Source organism: Cellulomonas sp. NPDC055163, assembly GCF_053607065.1.
This window is the reverse complement of the sequence record NZ_JBSGSU010000001.1, coordinates 113,671-129,488: the sequence shown is the minus strand read 5'-3', so window position 1 is coordinate 129,488 and position 15,818 is coordinate 113,671. Positions and strand designations below refer to the sequence as shown.

General features: G+C 73.7%; 11 protein-coding genes. 6 read left to right on the top strand and 5 right to left on the bottom strand.

Annotation, left to right across the window (positions count from 1 at the left end):
* Positions 1-29: 29 nt before the first annotated feature.
* Positions 30-3,452, bottom strand: a complete 3,423-nt coding sequence (locus ACWFNE_RS00545; RefSeq protein ID WP_452120501.1) for a hypothetical protein — start codon at positions 3,450-3,452, stop codon at positions 30-32.
* Positions 3,449-4,774: an SWIM zinc finger family protein gene (locus ACWFNE_RS00540; RefSeq protein ID WP_452120500.1), complete on the bottom strand. Its 1,326-nt coding sequence runs from the start codon at positions 4,772-4,774 to the stop codon at positions 3,449-3,451. The genes ACWFNE_RS00545 and ACWFNE_RS00540 overlap by 4 nt, the downstream gene beginning before the upstream one ends.
* A 200-nt stretch (positions 4,775-4,974) precedes the next feature.
* On the opposite strand from ACWFNE_RS00540, the gene ACWFNE_RS00535 reads away from it, so the two are divergent.
* From ACWFNE_RS00535 to ACWFNE_RS00525, 3 genes are read left to right on the top strand one after another with little or no spacing between them, the layout of a single operon-like run.
* Positions 4,975-6,117, top strand: a complete 1,143-nt coding sequence (locus ACWFNE_RS00535; RefSeq protein ID WP_452120499.1) for a 3-oxoacyl-[acyl-carrier-protein] synthase III C-terminal domain-containing protein — start codon at positions 4,975-4,977, stop codon at positions 6,115-6,117.
* Positions 6,114-6,821, top strand: coding sequence for an iron-containing redox enzyme family protein (locus ACWFNE_RS00530; protein WP_452120498.1), 708 nt, complete (start codon positions 6,114-6,116; stop codon positions 6,819-6,821). The genes ACWFNE_RS00535 and ACWFNE_RS00530 overlap by 4 nt, the downstream gene beginning before the upstream one ends.
* Position 6,822: 1 nt before the next feature.
* Positions 6,823-7,674, top strand: a complete 852-nt coding sequence (locus ACWFNE_RS00525) for a DUF6999 family protein (RefSeq protein ID WP_452120497.1) — start codon at positions 6,823-6,825, stop codon at positions 7,672-7,674.
* Between the two features lie 85 nt (positions 7,675-7,759).
* On the opposite strand, the gene ACWFNE_RS00520 is transcribed toward ACWFNE_RS00525, so the two are convergent.
* Together ACWFNE_RS00520 and ACWFNE_RS00515 are read right to left on the bottom strand one after the other, a co-directional pair.
* Complete coding sequence (locus ACWFNE_RS00520; RefSeq protein WP_452120496.1) at positions 7,760-8,497, bottom strand: GH25 family lysozyme; 738 nt, start codon at positions 8,495-8,497, stop codon at positions 7,760-7,762.
* A 377-nt stretch (positions 8,498-8,874) separates the two neighbouring features.
* Positions 8,875-9,438, bottom strand: coding sequence for a hypothetical protein (locus tag ACWFNE_RS00515; protein WP_452120495.1), 564 nt, complete (start codon positions 9,436-9,438; stop codon positions 8,875-8,877).
* 321 nt (positions 9,439-9,759) lie between these two features.
* Here ACWFNE_RS00515 and ACWFNE_RS00510 point away from each other — a divergent pair, with 321 nt between their 5' ends.
* Entirely contained in the window at positions 9,760-12,033 is a 2,274-nt protein-coding gene (locus ACWFNE_RS00510; RefSeq protein ID WP_452120494.1) for a hypothetical protein, read from the top strand.
* 307 nt (positions 12,034-12,340) lie between these two features.
* Here ACWFNE_RS00510 and ACWFNE_RS00505 read toward each other — a convergent pair whose 3' ends face one another.
* The gene (locus ACWFNE_RS00505) at positions 12,341-12,664 is read right to left on the bottom strand and encodes a hypothetical protein (RefSeq protein ID WP_452120493.1); all 324 of its coding nucleotides are present in this window, start codon (positions 12,662-12,664) and stop codon (positions 12,341-12,343) included.
* 617 nt (positions 12,665-13,281) lie between these two features.
* Here ACWFNE_RS00505 and dnaK point away from each other — a divergent pair.
* Together dnaK and grpE are read left to right on the top strand one after the other, a co-directional pair.
* Positions 13,282-15,144: a molecular chaperone DnaK gene (dnaK, locus tag ACWFNE_RS00500; RefSeq protein WP_452120492.1), complete on the top strand. Its 1,863-nt coding sequence runs from the start codon at positions 13,282-13,284 to the stop codon at positions 15,142-15,144.
* On the top strand, positions 15,141-15,797 hold the full coding sequence (grpE, locus tag ACWFNE_RS00495) for a nucleotide exchange factor GrpE (protein WP_452120491.1): 657 nt from the start codon (positions 15,141-15,143) through the stop codon (positions 15,795-15,797). The genes dnaK and grpE overlap by 4 nt, the downstream gene beginning before the upstream one ends.
* The last annotated feature ends 21 nt before the right edge of the window (positions 15,798-15,818 follow it).

Here is a 15,818-nt window from a genome sequence, read left to right as displayed (position 1 = left end):
GACGTGGTCGCCGCGCGGCGGACCGCTCCTCACGCTCTGAGGAGCTGCTCGACCAGCGCCGCAGCCTTGCGGCGCACGGGTGCCGAGCGCGAGGTGGCAGCGAGATCGCGCAGGCCCGGCCACGCCGCGGCGTCTCCCGGCAGCAGACCGCGGTCGGCAGCCTCCCGCAGGGTGGCGGCGTGGTGGAGCGTGACGTCGAGCACGCGGTGCAGCCACTGCGGCGGCGTGCCGTCGACGGTCGCGGCGTGCCGGACCGACTCGACGAGGACGGGCCACAGGACCGCCAGCGTCGTGGGCTCGGCGTCGAGCGGCTTCGCGATGCGTGCCGGGCTGACGAGCGGCGAGGGCAGCAGCGCCCGCATCGCGGACGTGACGGAGTCCGACCCCACGAGGCCCCGGCCGACGACCTCCAGCACGTAGTAGGTGTGCGGAGGGTCCTGGCACAGCGCGAGCAGCAGCGACGCGACCATCGACGTCGTCAGCGGCGGCGTGGGCGTGCGCGGGCTCAGCGGCCCGTCGTCGCCCCCGCGCCAGTTGCGGTGCGGGGAGACGACCAGCCGGCCGGCCGCCGCGTCCCATCGCAGCCACGACCTTGCCTCACGCGTGGCGACGGCGGTCACGGGGTGCGCGACCGCCTCGCACTGGCCCTCGTGCTCCAGGTCGTAGAACCACTGCTTGTCGACGCGGTACGCAGCACCGTCCGGCAGCGCCACGTCGAGCGCCAGCGACCGGCGCCACACCCCCGGGACGACCGTGAGCGTCGCACCGTCGGCGACAGCGGGCCGGGTCCCGGCACCGCGTGGCCACAGCTCGTCGAAGGGCCGGGCCGGCGCGACGACCACCTCCGGCGCGGCGGTGGGCGCGGCCGGCGGCGGGAGGTCCGCGACGACGGCCCGCGCTGCGGTGACCGCCCGTGACGACCCGCTGCGAGCGGCGAGCGCGCGCACACCGGGCAGGTCCAGCGCCGACGCCGGCGCGATGCCCGCGGTGACCGCGGCGCGCACCTCCGGCAGCAGCGTCGCCACGGCCTCGGCGACCTCGGCCGTCCCCGAGAGCAGGCGCGACGCTCTCGTGGACGCCCCGAGCGCGTCGTCGAGCAGCGGCCAGACGACGCTCAGCACCCCGTCGGCCGCGAGCTCGAGCGCGGCGGCGGCGAACGACCCGAGGCCCGCGGGCGTGTGCGACCAGCCCAGCAGCCCGACGTCCGCGACGCCGGGGACGAGCAGCCCGCGCTCCCACGCCTCCATCACGGCCGCCGAAGCGTCTGGCGCCGCGACGGGGTGCAGGTGGCGCTGCGCCCCGACGAGGTTCACCGCCAGGCCCGGGGGCAGCGGCGTGGCCCGGCGCGCCACCTGCCGCAGGCGCAGGCCGCCCTCGGCGCCGTCCGCCGAGCCGACGTCGACACCGGCCGCGTCGCCCCAGGTCGGGAACACCTCCGGACCTGCGGGGTTGTCGGGACCGACGCGTACCGGCAGGCTCGCCAGGGAGCTCGGCGCCGGGAACACGCCGGGCGCCCAGTGCCGCCATCTCTCGTCGAGGCGCCGCAGGCCCGGGTCGACGAACGGGTCGAGGAGGTAGCGCGCGGCGAGTGGCCCTGCCGCGACGTCCGGGTCCGAACCGCCGGCCACCCGGCCCAGCGCCCGTCGGATCGTCTCCCGCACGCCGGGGCGGGTCCCGGCGGACGCCCCGCCGAGCACGACCGGCACGTCCAGCGTCGCGAGCTCGGCGCGCACCTCGTCCGTCGCGAGCGCGACATCGGTCCGCGTCAGCGCGAGGTAGAGGTCGCCCTCCGCGACGGCCGCACCGGCGTCCGCGCAGGCGCGCAGGCGCACGACGAGGTCCGCCGGGTCGATGCGCAGGTCCAGCCACGTGGGCGTCGACAGCAGCACCGGCACCTCCCCGAGCCGAGCGACGACCGCGGCCTCCCGCGCCGCGAGCGGCCCGTGCACGACCGCGCGCTCCGGCCACTCGCCGCGCGGCGCTGCCGGCCGGTCCGCGAGCGGCGACGTCTCGCCCGCGAGCCAGGACGGGACGCAGCGCAGCCCCGCGACCCACTGGTTGCGGACCCCGCCCAGGGCGGTGCGGGCTGCCGCGGGGTCCGCGTGCGCGACGGCGTTCGAGAGCGCGAGGAACCGCTCGACCTCGATGTCGACGACGTCGTTCTCCGGACGTCGCGTCAGGGTCGCGGCGGCGGCCGTGAGCGCGTCGGCGCTCACCTCGCCGACGTCGAACCGGGGCACCTGCCACAGCGCGGGCGTCGGCCGCCACAGACCTTGCGGCGTCGGGGTGGCCCGCAGCTCCGGCTCCTCGGGGATCGCCCACGCGCGGACCAGGGCGGCGGCGGCACGGGCGAGCGTCCGGTCGGTCGACGCCGCGAGCGGCAGCACCAGCGGCGCCACCGCCTCGACCACGTCGTCCGCGGGCCGCGCCCGCCCCGCTGCGGTCGTGAGCAGCAGCCGCTGTGCCTTGCGCGTGCGGACCAGCAGGGCGACGGTGAGCACCTCGGCCAGCGCGTCGTCCGGGACGCCCGTGACGAGCGCCGGCGCGAGGGCCTCGACCACGGCGGGCTCGCCGTGCGCGAGCGCGGGGACCAGAGCGTCGACGCGCGCCACGAGCTCGGCGCCGGTCACCGCGAGCGGTCCGGTGAGGACACGGGCGAGGGCCGCGCGGTCGCCCGGGCGCCTCGCGGCGTCGAGCGCCGCGACCGTGAGCTCCAGCCCTTCCTCGCGCGGCAGCAGGCCCCGCCGCACGGCCGTCGGCAGCACCAGGGCGAGCGGTCCGGTCGCGGGGACACCGGCGGCGACGGCCGCCCGGATGTGCTCGGCGGCCCGGCGCAGCACCCGCTCGGGCTCGACCCCCAGGTGGTGGCCCGGGGGAAGGGCGCTCCGCATCCACGCGTGCGCCGTCGGCGCGTCGACGCCCGCGGCCTCCGCCTGACCCGCCAGCAGGTGCGCCGCGTACACGCACCAGTCCGTGAGGTACTCGACGGAGTCGGGCACCGCGAGGTCGAGCTCGTCGACCAGGCGCACCGTCACCCCGGCCAGCGCGGACAGCCCGTGCTCCCAGAGACGCAGGTTCGGGCGGCTCGCCGCCTCGACGAACCGCGCGGCGAAGCCGGGGCCCCGCTGCTGCAGGAGCCGCGCCGCGAGGGCGTGGTCGACGCGGAAAGGGGTGCGGGTCAGCACCTGCACGCAGCGCCGTGCATCCACCCCGACGCGCACCGCGAACAGGACGAGCACGTTGTCGTCCACGCCGGTGTGGCTCACCCACCGGTAGCCCGTGCCGACGTGGCGGTGCTCACCCCACGCGCCCGACCTCAGGCCCGCGCGCGCGACCCGCTGCTGCTCCGGCGTGCCCACGGGCAGGTGCTCGACGTCCTCGACGCGCACCGACGCCCACCCGAGGTCGCGGAACACCTGGACCGCCGCCGCCAGCTCCGCCCGGCTGCTCATCCGCCCTGCCCCGTCCGGATCCGCACGGCCAGGACGTGCGCGCACGGCCCCCGCCCCGCACCGTGCCGCAGGTACCACGGGCACGTGCACCGGTCGCCGTCGGCGCCCCGGGTCACCCGGTACGCGGGGCCGTCGCCGGTGCGTCGCCGGACGTCCCACCCGTCGCCGGCGGGGCTCACGGCACCGTCGTCGACGAGGCGGCGCGCGCCGACGAGTCGCGGGTTGTCCTTGTCGACGCGCGCCGGGTCGTGCGGCAGCTCGCGGTGGAACCAGGCGGCGTCGTGCACGTCCCAGCCGATGCGGCCGTCGGCGGCGAGCACCGCCAGGGCCGCGCGGACCCGGGCCTCCTCGAGCGCGGACTCGCGGGCGAGGCGCGACACGTCGACGACCGGCTCGAACGCGAGCAGGGCCGCCACCAGGTCGGCGTCCTCGACGGCCGTCGGACCGGCGAGCGCCGGCAGCAGGGCGCCCTCGCCCGAGTGCCCGCGGTGCGGCTCGTCGGTCAGGCCCAGGACGAGGCGCGCACCGGGCAGGGCGAGCTCGACGACGGCAGGGCCCGCGTCGCTGGTGCCGTGCACGGTCAGCCCCGTGACGTGCGTGAGCAGACGCTTGGCGGCGCTCAGCCGGTGCAGCCCTGCGACGTGCACCCCGCCGGCGCTCGGGCGCGGCGACACGCGGACCGTGTCCCGTGCCGCGACGAGCCAGCCCGACCGGCCGGCCGCGGTCGCCGCGGGCAGCGCGGCGAGGAACGCGCGGGCACCGGCGGCACCGACCGTGAACGCGTGCGGCAGCCCGTGGTGCATCTCGGCGACGTTCCCGAGCGCCCGGACCCAGCGGTCCGGCATCTCGACGGGCCGCTCGACGGCCGTGCCCTCGGGGCTCGACACCGTCAGCCCGCCGCGGCCGACGTCCAGGTGCAGCAGCCGGGTACGGCCCACGTGGGTCAGCGCCGCCCGGGTGCCCGGGCCGATGTCGACGTTCGTGGTGCCGTGGCCGATCGTGCCGGAGTCGAACGCGTCGGGCAGCAGGTCGAGCCGCGCGTACACGCCGTTGCAGGCGGAGAAGCACTCGGCGCGCAGGCGGTCGCCGTGCGCCGTCAGCACAGGGTCACGCAGGGTGCTCGGTGCGTACTGGAAGTACCGGGTGGCGGTCACGTCCGCCAGGGTGACCAGCCCGCGTGCCAGCACCTGCGGCTCGGCGGCGAACCCGTGGCAGAAGCTCGGGTCCGCCTCGACGCCCGCGGGCGTGAGCGCGGGTGCGAGGCCGAGCACGAGGCCGTCGTCCTCCACTTGGGAGGGGTGCGCGAAGGTCCGGGTGGTCACGGCGCGGAGTCTAGGGTCGGGCACCGACGCCGCGGTCGTGCGAGCGGACGATGCACCCGGGTGGGTGCAGGGCGGGCGCGACCCGGCCCGACGGCTGGCACTCGACCGCCTCGCTCCCGACGCAGGGGTTCGCCCCGGCGGCAGACCGGCAGACCGGCAGGCAGACCGGCGGGGCGGCGCGTCGGACCTAGGCTCCCCCCATGACGACGACCGCGCGCGCGTACCTCACGGGCTTCGGTCGCTACCTGCCCGGCCCTCCGGTGGACAACGACGGCATGGCGGCTCGGCTCGGCGGGGACGACGTCGTCACGGAACGCATCCGCCGCAGCATCCTCACGTCCAACGGCATCAGGCAGCGGCACTACGCCCTCGACGAGCAGGGCGAACCCACCGAGCTCAACGAGGAGCTCGCGGTCAAGGCGCTCCACGCGGCGCTCGGTGATCGCGGCATCCGACCCTCGGACCTGAGGATGCTGGCGACGGCGACGACCATGGGCGACGTGCTCGTGCCCGGTTTCGCCAGCATGGTGCACGGCCGGCTCGGCGGCGGGCCGATGCAGCTGCTGTCCGCGTCCGGAGTGTGTGCGTCGAGCATGGCGGCGCTCGATGCCGTGGTCAGCAAGGTCCGGCTCGGCGACCACCCGCGCGGGGCGGTCGTGGCCTCCGAGCTGCCGAGCCGCAGCCTGCGGCAGCGTCGGTACGAGGGGTTCCGCGCCGGCATGGACGCGCACTTCCTGCGGTGGATGCTCTCCGACGGGGCGGGGGCCGTGGTCGTCGAGTTCCAGCCGCACCCGACGAGGCTCTCGTTGCGGGTCGACTGGATACGGCAGGTGTCGCTCGCGCATGAGCACGCCGTGTGCATGCGCGCGGGGATGAGCGGCGACGAGCCCCACGTCGGCGGCACCTGGCAGGACGTCGCCGTCGCGGAGGCGCAGGCCGCCGGCATGTTCGTCCTGCGGCAGGACGTCGGCATGCTCGACGAGCTCGCGGAGGCCGGGATCGCGCAGTTCGAGGAGCTCGTGGACATCGGGCTGATCGACGTCCGCCACCTCGACCACGTCATCTGCCACTACAGCACCAACGTCTTCCGGGATGTCGCGTTCGATGCGCTGCGACGTCGCGTCCCCTCCCTCGACACCGGTCGGTGGTTCTCCAACCTCGAGACCCGCGGCAACACCGGGTCGGCCAGCATCTTCATCGCCCTCGAGGAGGCGTGGCGCACGGGCCGGTTCGAGCCGGGGGAGACCATCCTGCTCGCGGTGCCGGAGTCCGGCCGCTTCTCCTTCGCCTTCGCCCAGCTCACCGTGGTCGCCCCGTCCCATCCGCAAGGAGCATCGTCATGACAACCGCCACCTCGACCGACTCGTCGACGGCCACCGGGTCGGCCCCTGCCAGCGGCTCGCTCCTCGATCGCCTCGCCGACGTCTGGCTCGAGCTCGAGGACCACCTGGCGAAGGTGCCGGTGCTGCAGCGGCTCGACGACGGGACCGTCACGCTCGAGGACTACATGCGGCTGCTGTTCAACCTGCGGCAGCAGGTGATCGACGGTTCGCCGTGGATCTCGCGTGCGGCGTCCAGCTTCGACATCGACCACTTCGAGCTGCGGGCGGCGGCGATCAAGCACGCCGAGGAGGAGCACCGGGACCACTTCCTGCTCGAGCGCGACTACGTCGCGCTGGGCGGTTCGCGGGAGGAGCTGCGGGCCGGTCGCAAGAACGTCGGCGCGGAGGCCCTCTCGGGCTACCTCTTCACCTACGCCAGCAAGCCGAACCCCGCGGGTCTGCTCGGCGCGATGTTCGTCATCGAGGGCCTGGGCGCTCGCCGCGCGGCCGAGTGGGCGGCCCGGTTCCAGGAGGTGCTCGGCCTCGCCGACAACCAGGTCCACTTCCTGCAGTACCACCAGGAGGCGGACGGCGCGCACACCGGCGACATGGAGGCGATCCTGACGTCCGGCCTGATCGACGAGGCGACCGCCGACGAGATCGTGCGGTGCGCGCAGGTCGTCGCCCGGCTGTACGCGCTGCAGCTGGAAGAGCTGGACCGCTGACGTGGCGGAGTTCGTCCGCTCCGACCCGAGCATGTGGGAGGCGATCTTCGCCGACCCCTCGGTCCCGCTCGACCGGGCCGTGGTGCGGCAGATCATCGACGACCAGCGACGTCCGTCCCGGCGCTGGCTCTACCCGTTCGCGCGGGTGCTCTCGCGGGTGCTCGTCACGATCATCCGTCTCCTGAAGCGCGTCCTGCCCTTCCGGTGGATGCCGCTGGGGACGATGGACTTCCTGTGCGTCTGGTTCCTGCGACGGTGCGTGTCACCTGACGCCGTGGACCTGCTGCTGCGCCACTTCGTCATCGAGACGAACCTGGTGAACTTCATCATCCGCAACACCCCGGTCGGCATCGAGCCCGTCACGCTGCGTCCCGAGTCGCTGTCCGAGCTGGGCGACCAGGCGGTCGTCGAGCACGACGTCAACGTGTACGACGTGCTCATCGCGCTCGACGTCGTGCCCCTCGTCGCCCGGGACCCGCTCGACTTCCGCCAGCTGGACATCCCGCCGCTGGACGCCGAGCGGCACCGCCGGCGACTGGTCCGCCTCGACATCCAGACGGCGCTCTGCTTCATGAACATCCCGTTCTCGGTGGCGCTCACCTCGGACGAGTACCGCCGCGCGGTGCACTCGATGAGGTTCGACGACTCCTTCCTCGAGATCCTCGCCGTCGTCACCGGCGACGACACCTTCCGGCACTGGAAGCTCGCCGGCATGAGCCTCTGGATGGACTCGAACGTCGACGTGCCGCGCATGGTGTACCGCCACGCGCTCGTCTGCGAGTACGCGCACGCGCAGCTCGTGAAGCTCGCCGGCGGCCAGTACCCGCGGGACACGTCGGTGGAGCTCGACTGATCCAGCGGGAGGTCAGCGTTCACATGGAGGAACTCGCCGGTTCTGTCCGAGTCGCAGCGCGCTCCGTGACCTGCCTCCGCCCGGCCTACCGCAGGGCGCGCAGGTCGTCGAGGTCGCCGTCGAAGACGTTCATGTCGATGAACGGCTCCTCGCCGTCGTACCCGTCGAGGCGGTCCCGGTTCGAGTACTGCCAGAAGGTCCACGCCCGGTCGTCCGACACGGTGGGCGGCACGATCACCGACCGGATCCAGAGGGGCGTGCCCGGGAAGTGGCCGGCGACGTACCGGTCGTACGCGGTGCGGGTCGCGTAGACGATCGGCTCGATGCCGTGGTCGCGCAGGGTCGCGATGAGCGCGGTCAGCTCCGGGCGGACCTGCGACGCGTCCGGGGGGTCGGCGTGGAACGTCCCGTAGTACTCGACGTCGATCGCGACGGGCAGCAGGTCCTCGTCGTCCGGCACCGTCGCGAGCACGTGCTCCGCCTGCGCCCTGCCGCTGCTCTCGAAGCTGAAGAAGTGGTACGCACCGACCAGCAGCCCGGCCTCACGCGCCCCGCGCAGGTTCGCCTCGAACTCCTGGTCGACGAACGACGAGCCCTCGGTGGCCTTCACGTACGCGAAGTCGACGTCCTGCCGGGCGATCGCCGGCCAGTCGACGGTTCCCTGCCACGCCGAGACGTCGACCCCCCGCACGTCGTAGCGCGCCGCGAACAGACGGTTCGGCCACACCAGGCCGCGCTCGACGAGCGCGGCCCCGAGCGCGACGACGACGATCGTCCCCGTCAGGACGATCAGCAGGACACGGATGCGACGGCGGCTCGGCACCACGCCAGTCTGGCGTCGTCGCGCGTCCTGCACCCGCGACGTCCACCTGACCGGCCGCAGCCGCGGCGTGCCACGATCTGGTCGCCGAAGCGCGCAACGCGCCCGGTCGTCGCGGCTCGTCGGGACCGTTCAGGTCCGGCGTCGATCAGCCACTCGAACCCAACTGTAGGAGCGCGAGGGTTGTCCGACGCGCGATTCGCCTGCCCTGCTGAAGGACAGGTGGCTGAGACGCGACTCGTCTCACCGATCTGTCCGAATCCTCAGATCGCTCCGCCTCACGCCGCGGGCGTGCCTACGGCCGAGGGGGCGGCCACGGTGCCCCCTCGAACGCCGCGGCACGGGACAAGGCCAGGGCGAGGCGGTGCCCCGGGTACTCCTCAAGGCGGCGGTGGCGCCGGCGGTAGTAGCAGTCCCAGTAGCTGGCCGCCCGCGCCCGCAGCAGGCGCAGCATCTCGGGGTTCTGCGCCAGCACCCGCCCGTAGGCCGCGCTGCTGCGGCGAAACCTCGACGTCGACCTCCGTCAGGAACGCGGCGACATCGTCGACGATCTCCACGACGTACTCGTCCACGAGCTTGACGACGTACGGGACGACCCACGGCTGGAGCGCCCATGGTCCGTCCAGCAGCGTGCGCAGTGCTCGCTGCCGCACGTGGCCGTCGTGGTGGCGCGTGTACGCGCACGCGGTGACGGCCGGCGACAGGGACATGACGAACGATGTGTCCGCGGGCAGGACGCCGTGGTAGATGCGGGACGGGAAAGCGAGCACCTCCCCGTCGAGCACGACAGGGACGGTGTCGGGGGTGGCGGTGTAGGTGCTGGCGCCCCAGGGATTGTCGGGCGGCGGGAGTGCCTGTGCGACCTCGGCGGCGTCTGGGCGCAGCCCCACCGGGAACGCCGCGCGGACCCACGACGCATCCTGGAACCACGGCTCGTTCGTCACGGTCGGAGGATCGCAGCAGCGACGGGGCGATCGCCACCTCTGGTGCGCTCGTCTTCGAGCCGCTTCCGCACCGGTCAGTGGACGCGGATCGTCCCGGTGTCAGCCCGGGCGGGCCTGCTGTCCGAGCGGCGCTGCCACGGAAAACCGAGGAAATCACGTCGTCGCTCGGGCACGATGAGTGCTGAGGCCTGGCCCGGGCATACTTCGCCACTCTGTCAAAGTCCCCGCCCGGGCGATCTCCTCACCGGCCGGCGCCCGACCCGGGCGCCGGCCATCGTCGTCCCGGCCCCCGGTGGGGTCCGCCACCAGGAGGGTCACGCCGTGCACGACGTCGAGCGCATCGCGCTGGACCGCCTCGGACTGCTGGCGGCGCCCACGACGCCGGCAGGTGGCGCGGCGCCCGAGGTCGTCGCCGTCGCGCTCGGCGAGCTCGCACGCGTCGGTGTGGCGGTCGCGAACCCCGAGGCGCTCACCGACGCTGCCGTCGCCCGGGTGCCCGACGTCGTGCGGCACGTGCGCGAGCGGCGCGGCCAGAGCGGCGCCTACGCGCCGCTGTTCGACGGCTTCCCGGACGCGCTGCCCGCGGCCGACCACGTTGCGGTGCGGGCGGTGCTCGGCTGGGCTCGCCTTGCGGGCGTCGCCGACCCGACGGCCGAGCAAGTGCTCGCCGCGTTCGACTTCTCCTCGCTCGGCTGGTGGCCGGCGTCGTCGGTTCCCCAGGACGTCCCCGCGGCGGTGCTCGCGCGCGTACGCCAGGACGTGCTGCCCGCGGACGGCCACGTCGAGTGGTCGACCGTCCGCGTCGTCGACCCGGCGGAGGCCGAGGACGCCCTCCGGACGTGGATGCGCGAGGCGTTCGCCGCCGCGGCCTCGCTGCGCGAGGACGTCCGCGCCGACCTCGCCGCGCTCACCCGGCTCCTCGGGGTCGCGCACGTCGATCCGGCGACCATCCGCTTCCGTGAAACTCGGACGCTGCTGACGCGCCTCGCGTGGGAGACCGACCGCGCGGCGCTGCCGACGCTCGGGCTCACGCCCGACGACCTCCTGCGGCTGTTCGCCGACCTCACCGGCACCGACGTCGCGCTCCGTCGGGGTGTGCGCCACCCCCGGTTCTCCCGCGGCGACCGGCGGATCGTCGTCGCGTGCCTCGAGCGCTCCGACCGGCTTGGCGACGTGTTCCGGCGGCGCGGGCTCTGGCTCGCGATCGCGCGTGGACTGCACGTGAACGAGCACGACGCGCCCCGCACCCGCGAGGTCGTCGCGCGGCTGCGCGCGAGCCGGCACGATCCGACGTCGCTCGCCTCGCGCGTTGAGCGCCTGCTCGTCGAGGACTACCCGGCCGCGGTGGCGCTCCTGGCACGCGAGTCCCCAGGCGCGCTTATCCGCTCGCTGCGCCGGCTGGCGGCGCTCGCCGCGGGGACGCCCGGTCACGAGGACGCGCTCGTGCGTGCGCTCGCCGACAGCGCGGCGAGCGCTCCGGTGCGGGTGCTCCTGACCGCACGCGCGAGCGTCGACGACGACGGGCGCACGTACCCGAGGGTCGCCGTCACGCCGTCGGGGTCGGCGCTGCCGGTGTCCCGCGCCCCGGGGCACCTCGCGCTGCCCGACGAGCTGCGGACTCGACTGCTCGAGGCGCTCACCACCGCGGTCCGCACGCAGCTGGCGGGCCGCGGCTCGTGGGCCGGCGAGCGCGTGCACGTGGCCGACGGGCTCGACCGGGTGCTCGTGCCGGACGCGCTGCGCTCCACGGCCGCGGGGCTCGTCCAGGTCGAGCGCGGGAGCGTCCTGCCCCTCGGTGACGCGGCCGTCCTGCGGCTGTTCGTCCACTGGAGGCACCCGGCCAGCGACCTCGACCTCTCGTGCCTCGCGCTCGACGAGGACTTCACCGTGGTCGACCACGTGAGCTGGACGCGCCTGCGCTCCGGCGTGATGGTGCACTCCGGTGACGTCACCTCGGCGCCCGCGGGAGCCGAGGAGTTCCTCGACGTGGACCTGGTGGCGCTCGCCGAGGCCGGCTCCGCGCCTCCCAGCGAGCCGGAGGGCGATCCGGCGGGGGCGCGCCGACCGTGGTGGCGCCGCGCGGTCGTGCGGGCGGCGCCCGCCCGACGTCCCCAGGTCGAGCGGTGGCGCTACCTCGCGCCGGCGGTCTTCCGGTACTCCGGGCCGCGCTTCGACGACCTCGAGGAGGCGTGGGCGGGCTGGATGCTGCGGGACCGTGCCGACCGGTCCCGCGCCGCGTTCGACCCCGCGGCCGTGGCCGGCGCGTTCCCGATCACCGGCGGCCTACGCACCGTCGTGCCGTTCCTCGTCGATGTGCGTGCCCGCGAGATCGTGCACCTCGATCTGCGGCTGCCCGGCAGCCCGCACGCCCGCGTGGAGCGCGAGGGCGCGCTCGTCGGCGGGCTCACGCGCGCGCTCGTCGCGCGACGAGCGACGCGGACCGACGTGGCGACCCTCGTCGCGGAGAACGTCGCGGCGCGCGGCGGCACGGTCGTGACCGACCGGTCCTCGGCCACCCTCACTGTCGGCGTGGACGCCGGGTGCACGTACGACGTCCTGCACCGACCCGAGAGGTTGCTCGCGGACCTGCTGTGACCCCGCCCCGGGGCAGCTGCTTGACCTGCGTACGACGGCGGGATCCGGAACAGCGAGCCGAACGCGACCTGACGCCGGTCGACCTCCGAGAAGGCGATCTCGAACTCGCTCCCCGCTGCGGTCATGTACGGGGCATGAGCCACGCCTTCGAGCATCCTCCTGGGATACGTGCCTGAGATTGGGACTGCTCAGATGAGATCCCACGCGCACTGTAGGAACTCACGCGACCTGTGCAGGGTGCGAGTGTCTGGCCTGCGAGTGGACAAGGTGGCGAGACGCGACGCATCTCACGTTCTTGTCCGAATCCTCAGGACGTCGCCGCGGAGCGTCTGCAGCGGAAACAGAGGAGGTGCCATGTCGCCTCGGCAAGAGCGCCGATGTTGTCGCCACGCAGCATCCCGTCATCGACGCGCGCGCTCGGGAAGGGCACGGCGAGCACCGCGAGGATGGCGGCTCGCACATCACTGACGGACCTGGCGCCGGCGAGGCGGTCCGCGAGCATGAGCGCTTCCTTGTCCCAGTAGGAGTCGTCGTAGTGGCTCTCGGTCCACCACGGCTCCAGCGGGTCATACCTGACGAACAATCTGGCCAGCTGCTCAGCGAGACCGTCCGACGTCTCGGGTGCGCTCATCGGGTCAGCATGTCGCCTGCAGCTCGGACGAGGCTATGAGACGTGCGACACCCGTCGGCCGCACGCCCACGCGGAGCGGACGGCGGAGCCGGCACCGTCTCCAGGGCCTTGCCCTCGGCGTGCACGACCTACGTCGTCCGGCTCCGCTCGAAGGCGACCCGCCGGACGGGTGGCACGACGAGCGCGAGGACGGTGAGCTCGGCGACGTCGTCGCCCGGCTGGCGCCCGGCTGGCGGCCGGCAGGTATGCCCGGCGTGATCCGGGGCCGCGCTGCTGCGAACCAGGGTGACACGTCGGAGACAACGCGACATCGCGATGACAGAACGATGACATGACGACAGGTCAGATGACTTCCTACACAACAGCACCATGAGCACGGCGAGTGCGCGGCGGCCCGGGAACAACCCCGCCGCGCCTGAAGTTGAGTCAGGCAGGCTCAACTCCACGTCCGCGGACTTGCGCAGCACCCCGCCGCGACGCAGACTTGAGCGCAGCAGGCTCAAGACGGCCCGCCACCCACCCGCGCCCACCCCGGCGCAGCGCAGGGCGGCGACACCCGCCGCGAGCCCGACACGCACCGCACGCAGCAGGACCACCGAAGGAAGAGGCACACGCACATGGCACGAGCAGTCGGGATCGACCTGGGCACCACGAACTCGGTGGTGTCCGTCCTCGAGGGTGGCGAGCCCACCGTCATCGCGAACTCCGAGGGTGCGCGCACGACGCCGTCGGTGGTCGCGTTCTCCAAGACGGGCGAGGTGCTGGTCGGCGAGGTCGCCAAGCGCCAGGCCGTCACCAACGTCGACCGCACGATCAGCTCCGTGAAGCGCCACGTCGGCACGGACTGGTCGGTCGGCATCGACGACAAGAAGTACTCCGCGCAGGAGATCTCCGCGCGCGTGCTCGGCAAGCTCAAGCGCGACGCCGAGGAGTACCTGGGCGAGCCGGTGACCGACGCGGTCATCACGGTCCCCGCGTACTTCAACGACGCCGAGCGCCAGGCGACCAAGGACGCCGGCCAGATCGCGGGCCTCAACGTCCTGCGCATCGTCAACGAGCCGACGGCCGCGGCCCTCGCCTACGGGCTCGACAAGGGCAAGGAGGACGAGCTCATCCTCGTCTTCGACCTCGGTGGCGGCACGTTCGACGTGTCCCTCCTCGAGGTGGGCAAGGACGACGACTTCTCGACGATCGAGGTCCGCGCGACGTCCGGCGACAACCGCCTCGGTGGCGACGACTGGGACAACCGCATCGTCGAGCACCTCATCAAGCAGGTGAAGAACTCCTCGGGCGTCGACCTGTCGAAGGACAAGATCGCGCTGCAGCGTCTGCGCGAGGCCGCCGAGCAGGCGAAGAAGGAGCTCTCGTCCGCGACGAGCACCAACATCTCGATGCAGTACCTGTCGATGAGCGAGAACGGCCCGATCCACCTCGACGAGAAGCTGACGCGCGCGCAGTTCCAGCAGATGACGGCGGACCTGCTCGAGCGGACCAAGGCGCCGTTCCAGGCCGTCATCCGCGACGCCGGCATCAAGCTCTCCGACATCGACCACGTGGTCCTCGTCGGCGGCTCGACCCGCATGCCCGCCGTGGCGGACGTCGTCCGTGAGCTCACGGGCGGCAAGGAGCCCAACAAGGGCGTCAACCCGGACGAGGTCGTCGCCGTCGGCGCCGCGCTGCAGGCCGGTGTCATCAAGGGTGAGCGCAAGGACGTCCTGCTCATCGACGTCACGCCCCTGAGCCTCGGGATCGAGACCAAGGGCGGGGTGATGACCAAGCTCATCGAGCGCAACACGGCCATCCCGACCAAGCGCAGCGAGATCTTCTCGACGGCCGACGACAACCAGCCGTCCGTGCTGATCCAGGTGTTCCAGGGCGAGCGCGAGTTCGCGCGGGACAACAAGCCGCTCGGCACGTTCGAGCTGACCGGCATCGCGCCGGCGCCGCGCGGCGTCCCGCAGATCGAGGTCACGTTCGACATCGACGCGAACGGCATCGTGCACGTGTCCGCGAAGGACCGCGGCACGAACAAGGAGCAGTCGATGACGATCACGGGCGGCTCGGCGCTGCCGAAGGACGAGATCGACCGCATGGTCAAGGAGGCCGAGGCGCACGCCGCCGAGGACAAGGCCCGCCGCGAGGAGGCCGAGACCCGCAACTCCGCCGAGCAGCTCGTCTACTCGACCGAGAAGGTGCTCGCCGACAACGCGGACAAGGTCTCCGAGGACGTCTCGACCGAGGTCAAGGCCGCGATCGCGGAGCTGCGGACCGCGCTCGAGGGGACCGATCTCGACGAGGTCAAGGCCAAGCAGGCCAACCTCGCGACCGTCAGCCAGAAGATCGGCGAGGCGATCTACGCCTCGAACGCCGCCGCGGACGCCCAGGGCGCCCCGGCCGAGGGTGCCGCCCCCGCGGGCGACGCCCCGGCGGACGAGGACGTCGTCGACGCCGAGATCGTGGACGAGGACGAGCGCAAGTGACGAACGAGAACGCACGCCACGCGGGGTCGGGCGAGCCCGACCCCGCGGAGGGCGCCCCCCGGTTCACCGACAAGCGCCGCATCGACCCGGAGACGGGCCTGCTGCGGGAGCCGACCCCGGCCGAGGAGGCGGAGGCTGCTGCCGACGCAGGCGCCGACGACCCCGTCGCGCACCTCGACTTCGAGACGCCCGACACGGGCGCCGTCGCGGCGGCCGAGGCCCTCGCGGCGGAGCGGCTCGACGAGCTCCAGCGGCGCAACGCGGCCTACTACAACCTCGAGCAGCAGTACTCGGGCTACGTGAAGCGCTCGAAGGCCGAGGCCCTCGTCGCACGCGAGCAGGGCGTCGCCGACGTCGCGGAGGCCCTCATCGGGGTCCTCGACGACATCGCGCTCGCCCGGCAGCACGGCGACCTGCAGGGCCCGTTCCTGTCGATCGCCGAGAAGCTCGAGTCGACCCTCGCGCGGTTCAAGATCGAGCGGTTCGGTGCCGAGGGTGAGGTGTTCGACCCGACGGTGCACGAGGCGCTCATGCACTCGCACTCCGCGGACGTCACCGAGCCGACGGTCGGCACGGTGCTCCAGCCGGGGTACCGCATCGGCGAGCGCGTGCTCCGGCCCGTCCGCGTCGCCGTGATCGACCCGGACGCCTGAGCGTCCGCAGACGAGGAAGGG

What these genes read in the sequence shown, in the direction of transcription:
- ACWFNE_RS00505 (WP_452120493.1), bottom strand. Translation starts at nt 12,664, where the DNA reads ATGAGCGCACCCGAGACGTCGGACGGTCTCGCTGAGCAGCTGGCCAGA.
- ACWFNE_RS00545 (WP_452120501.1), bottom strand. Translation starts at nt 3,452, where the DNA reads ATGAGCAGCCGGGCGGAGCTGGCGGCGGCGGTCCAGGTGTTCCGCGAC.
- ACWFNE_RS00530 (WP_452120498.1), top strand. Translation starts at nt 6,114, where the DNA reads ATGACAACCGCCACCTCGACCGACTCGTCGACGGCCACCGGGTCGGCC.
- ACWFNE_RS00535 (WP_452120499.1), top strand. Translation starts at nt 4,975, where the DNA reads ATGACGACGACCGCGCGCGCGTACCTCACGGGCTTCGGTCGCTACCTG.
- dnaK (WP_452120492.1), top strand. Translation starts at nt 13,282, where the DNA reads ATGGCACGAGCAGTCGGGATCGACCTGGGCACCACGAACTCGGTGGTG.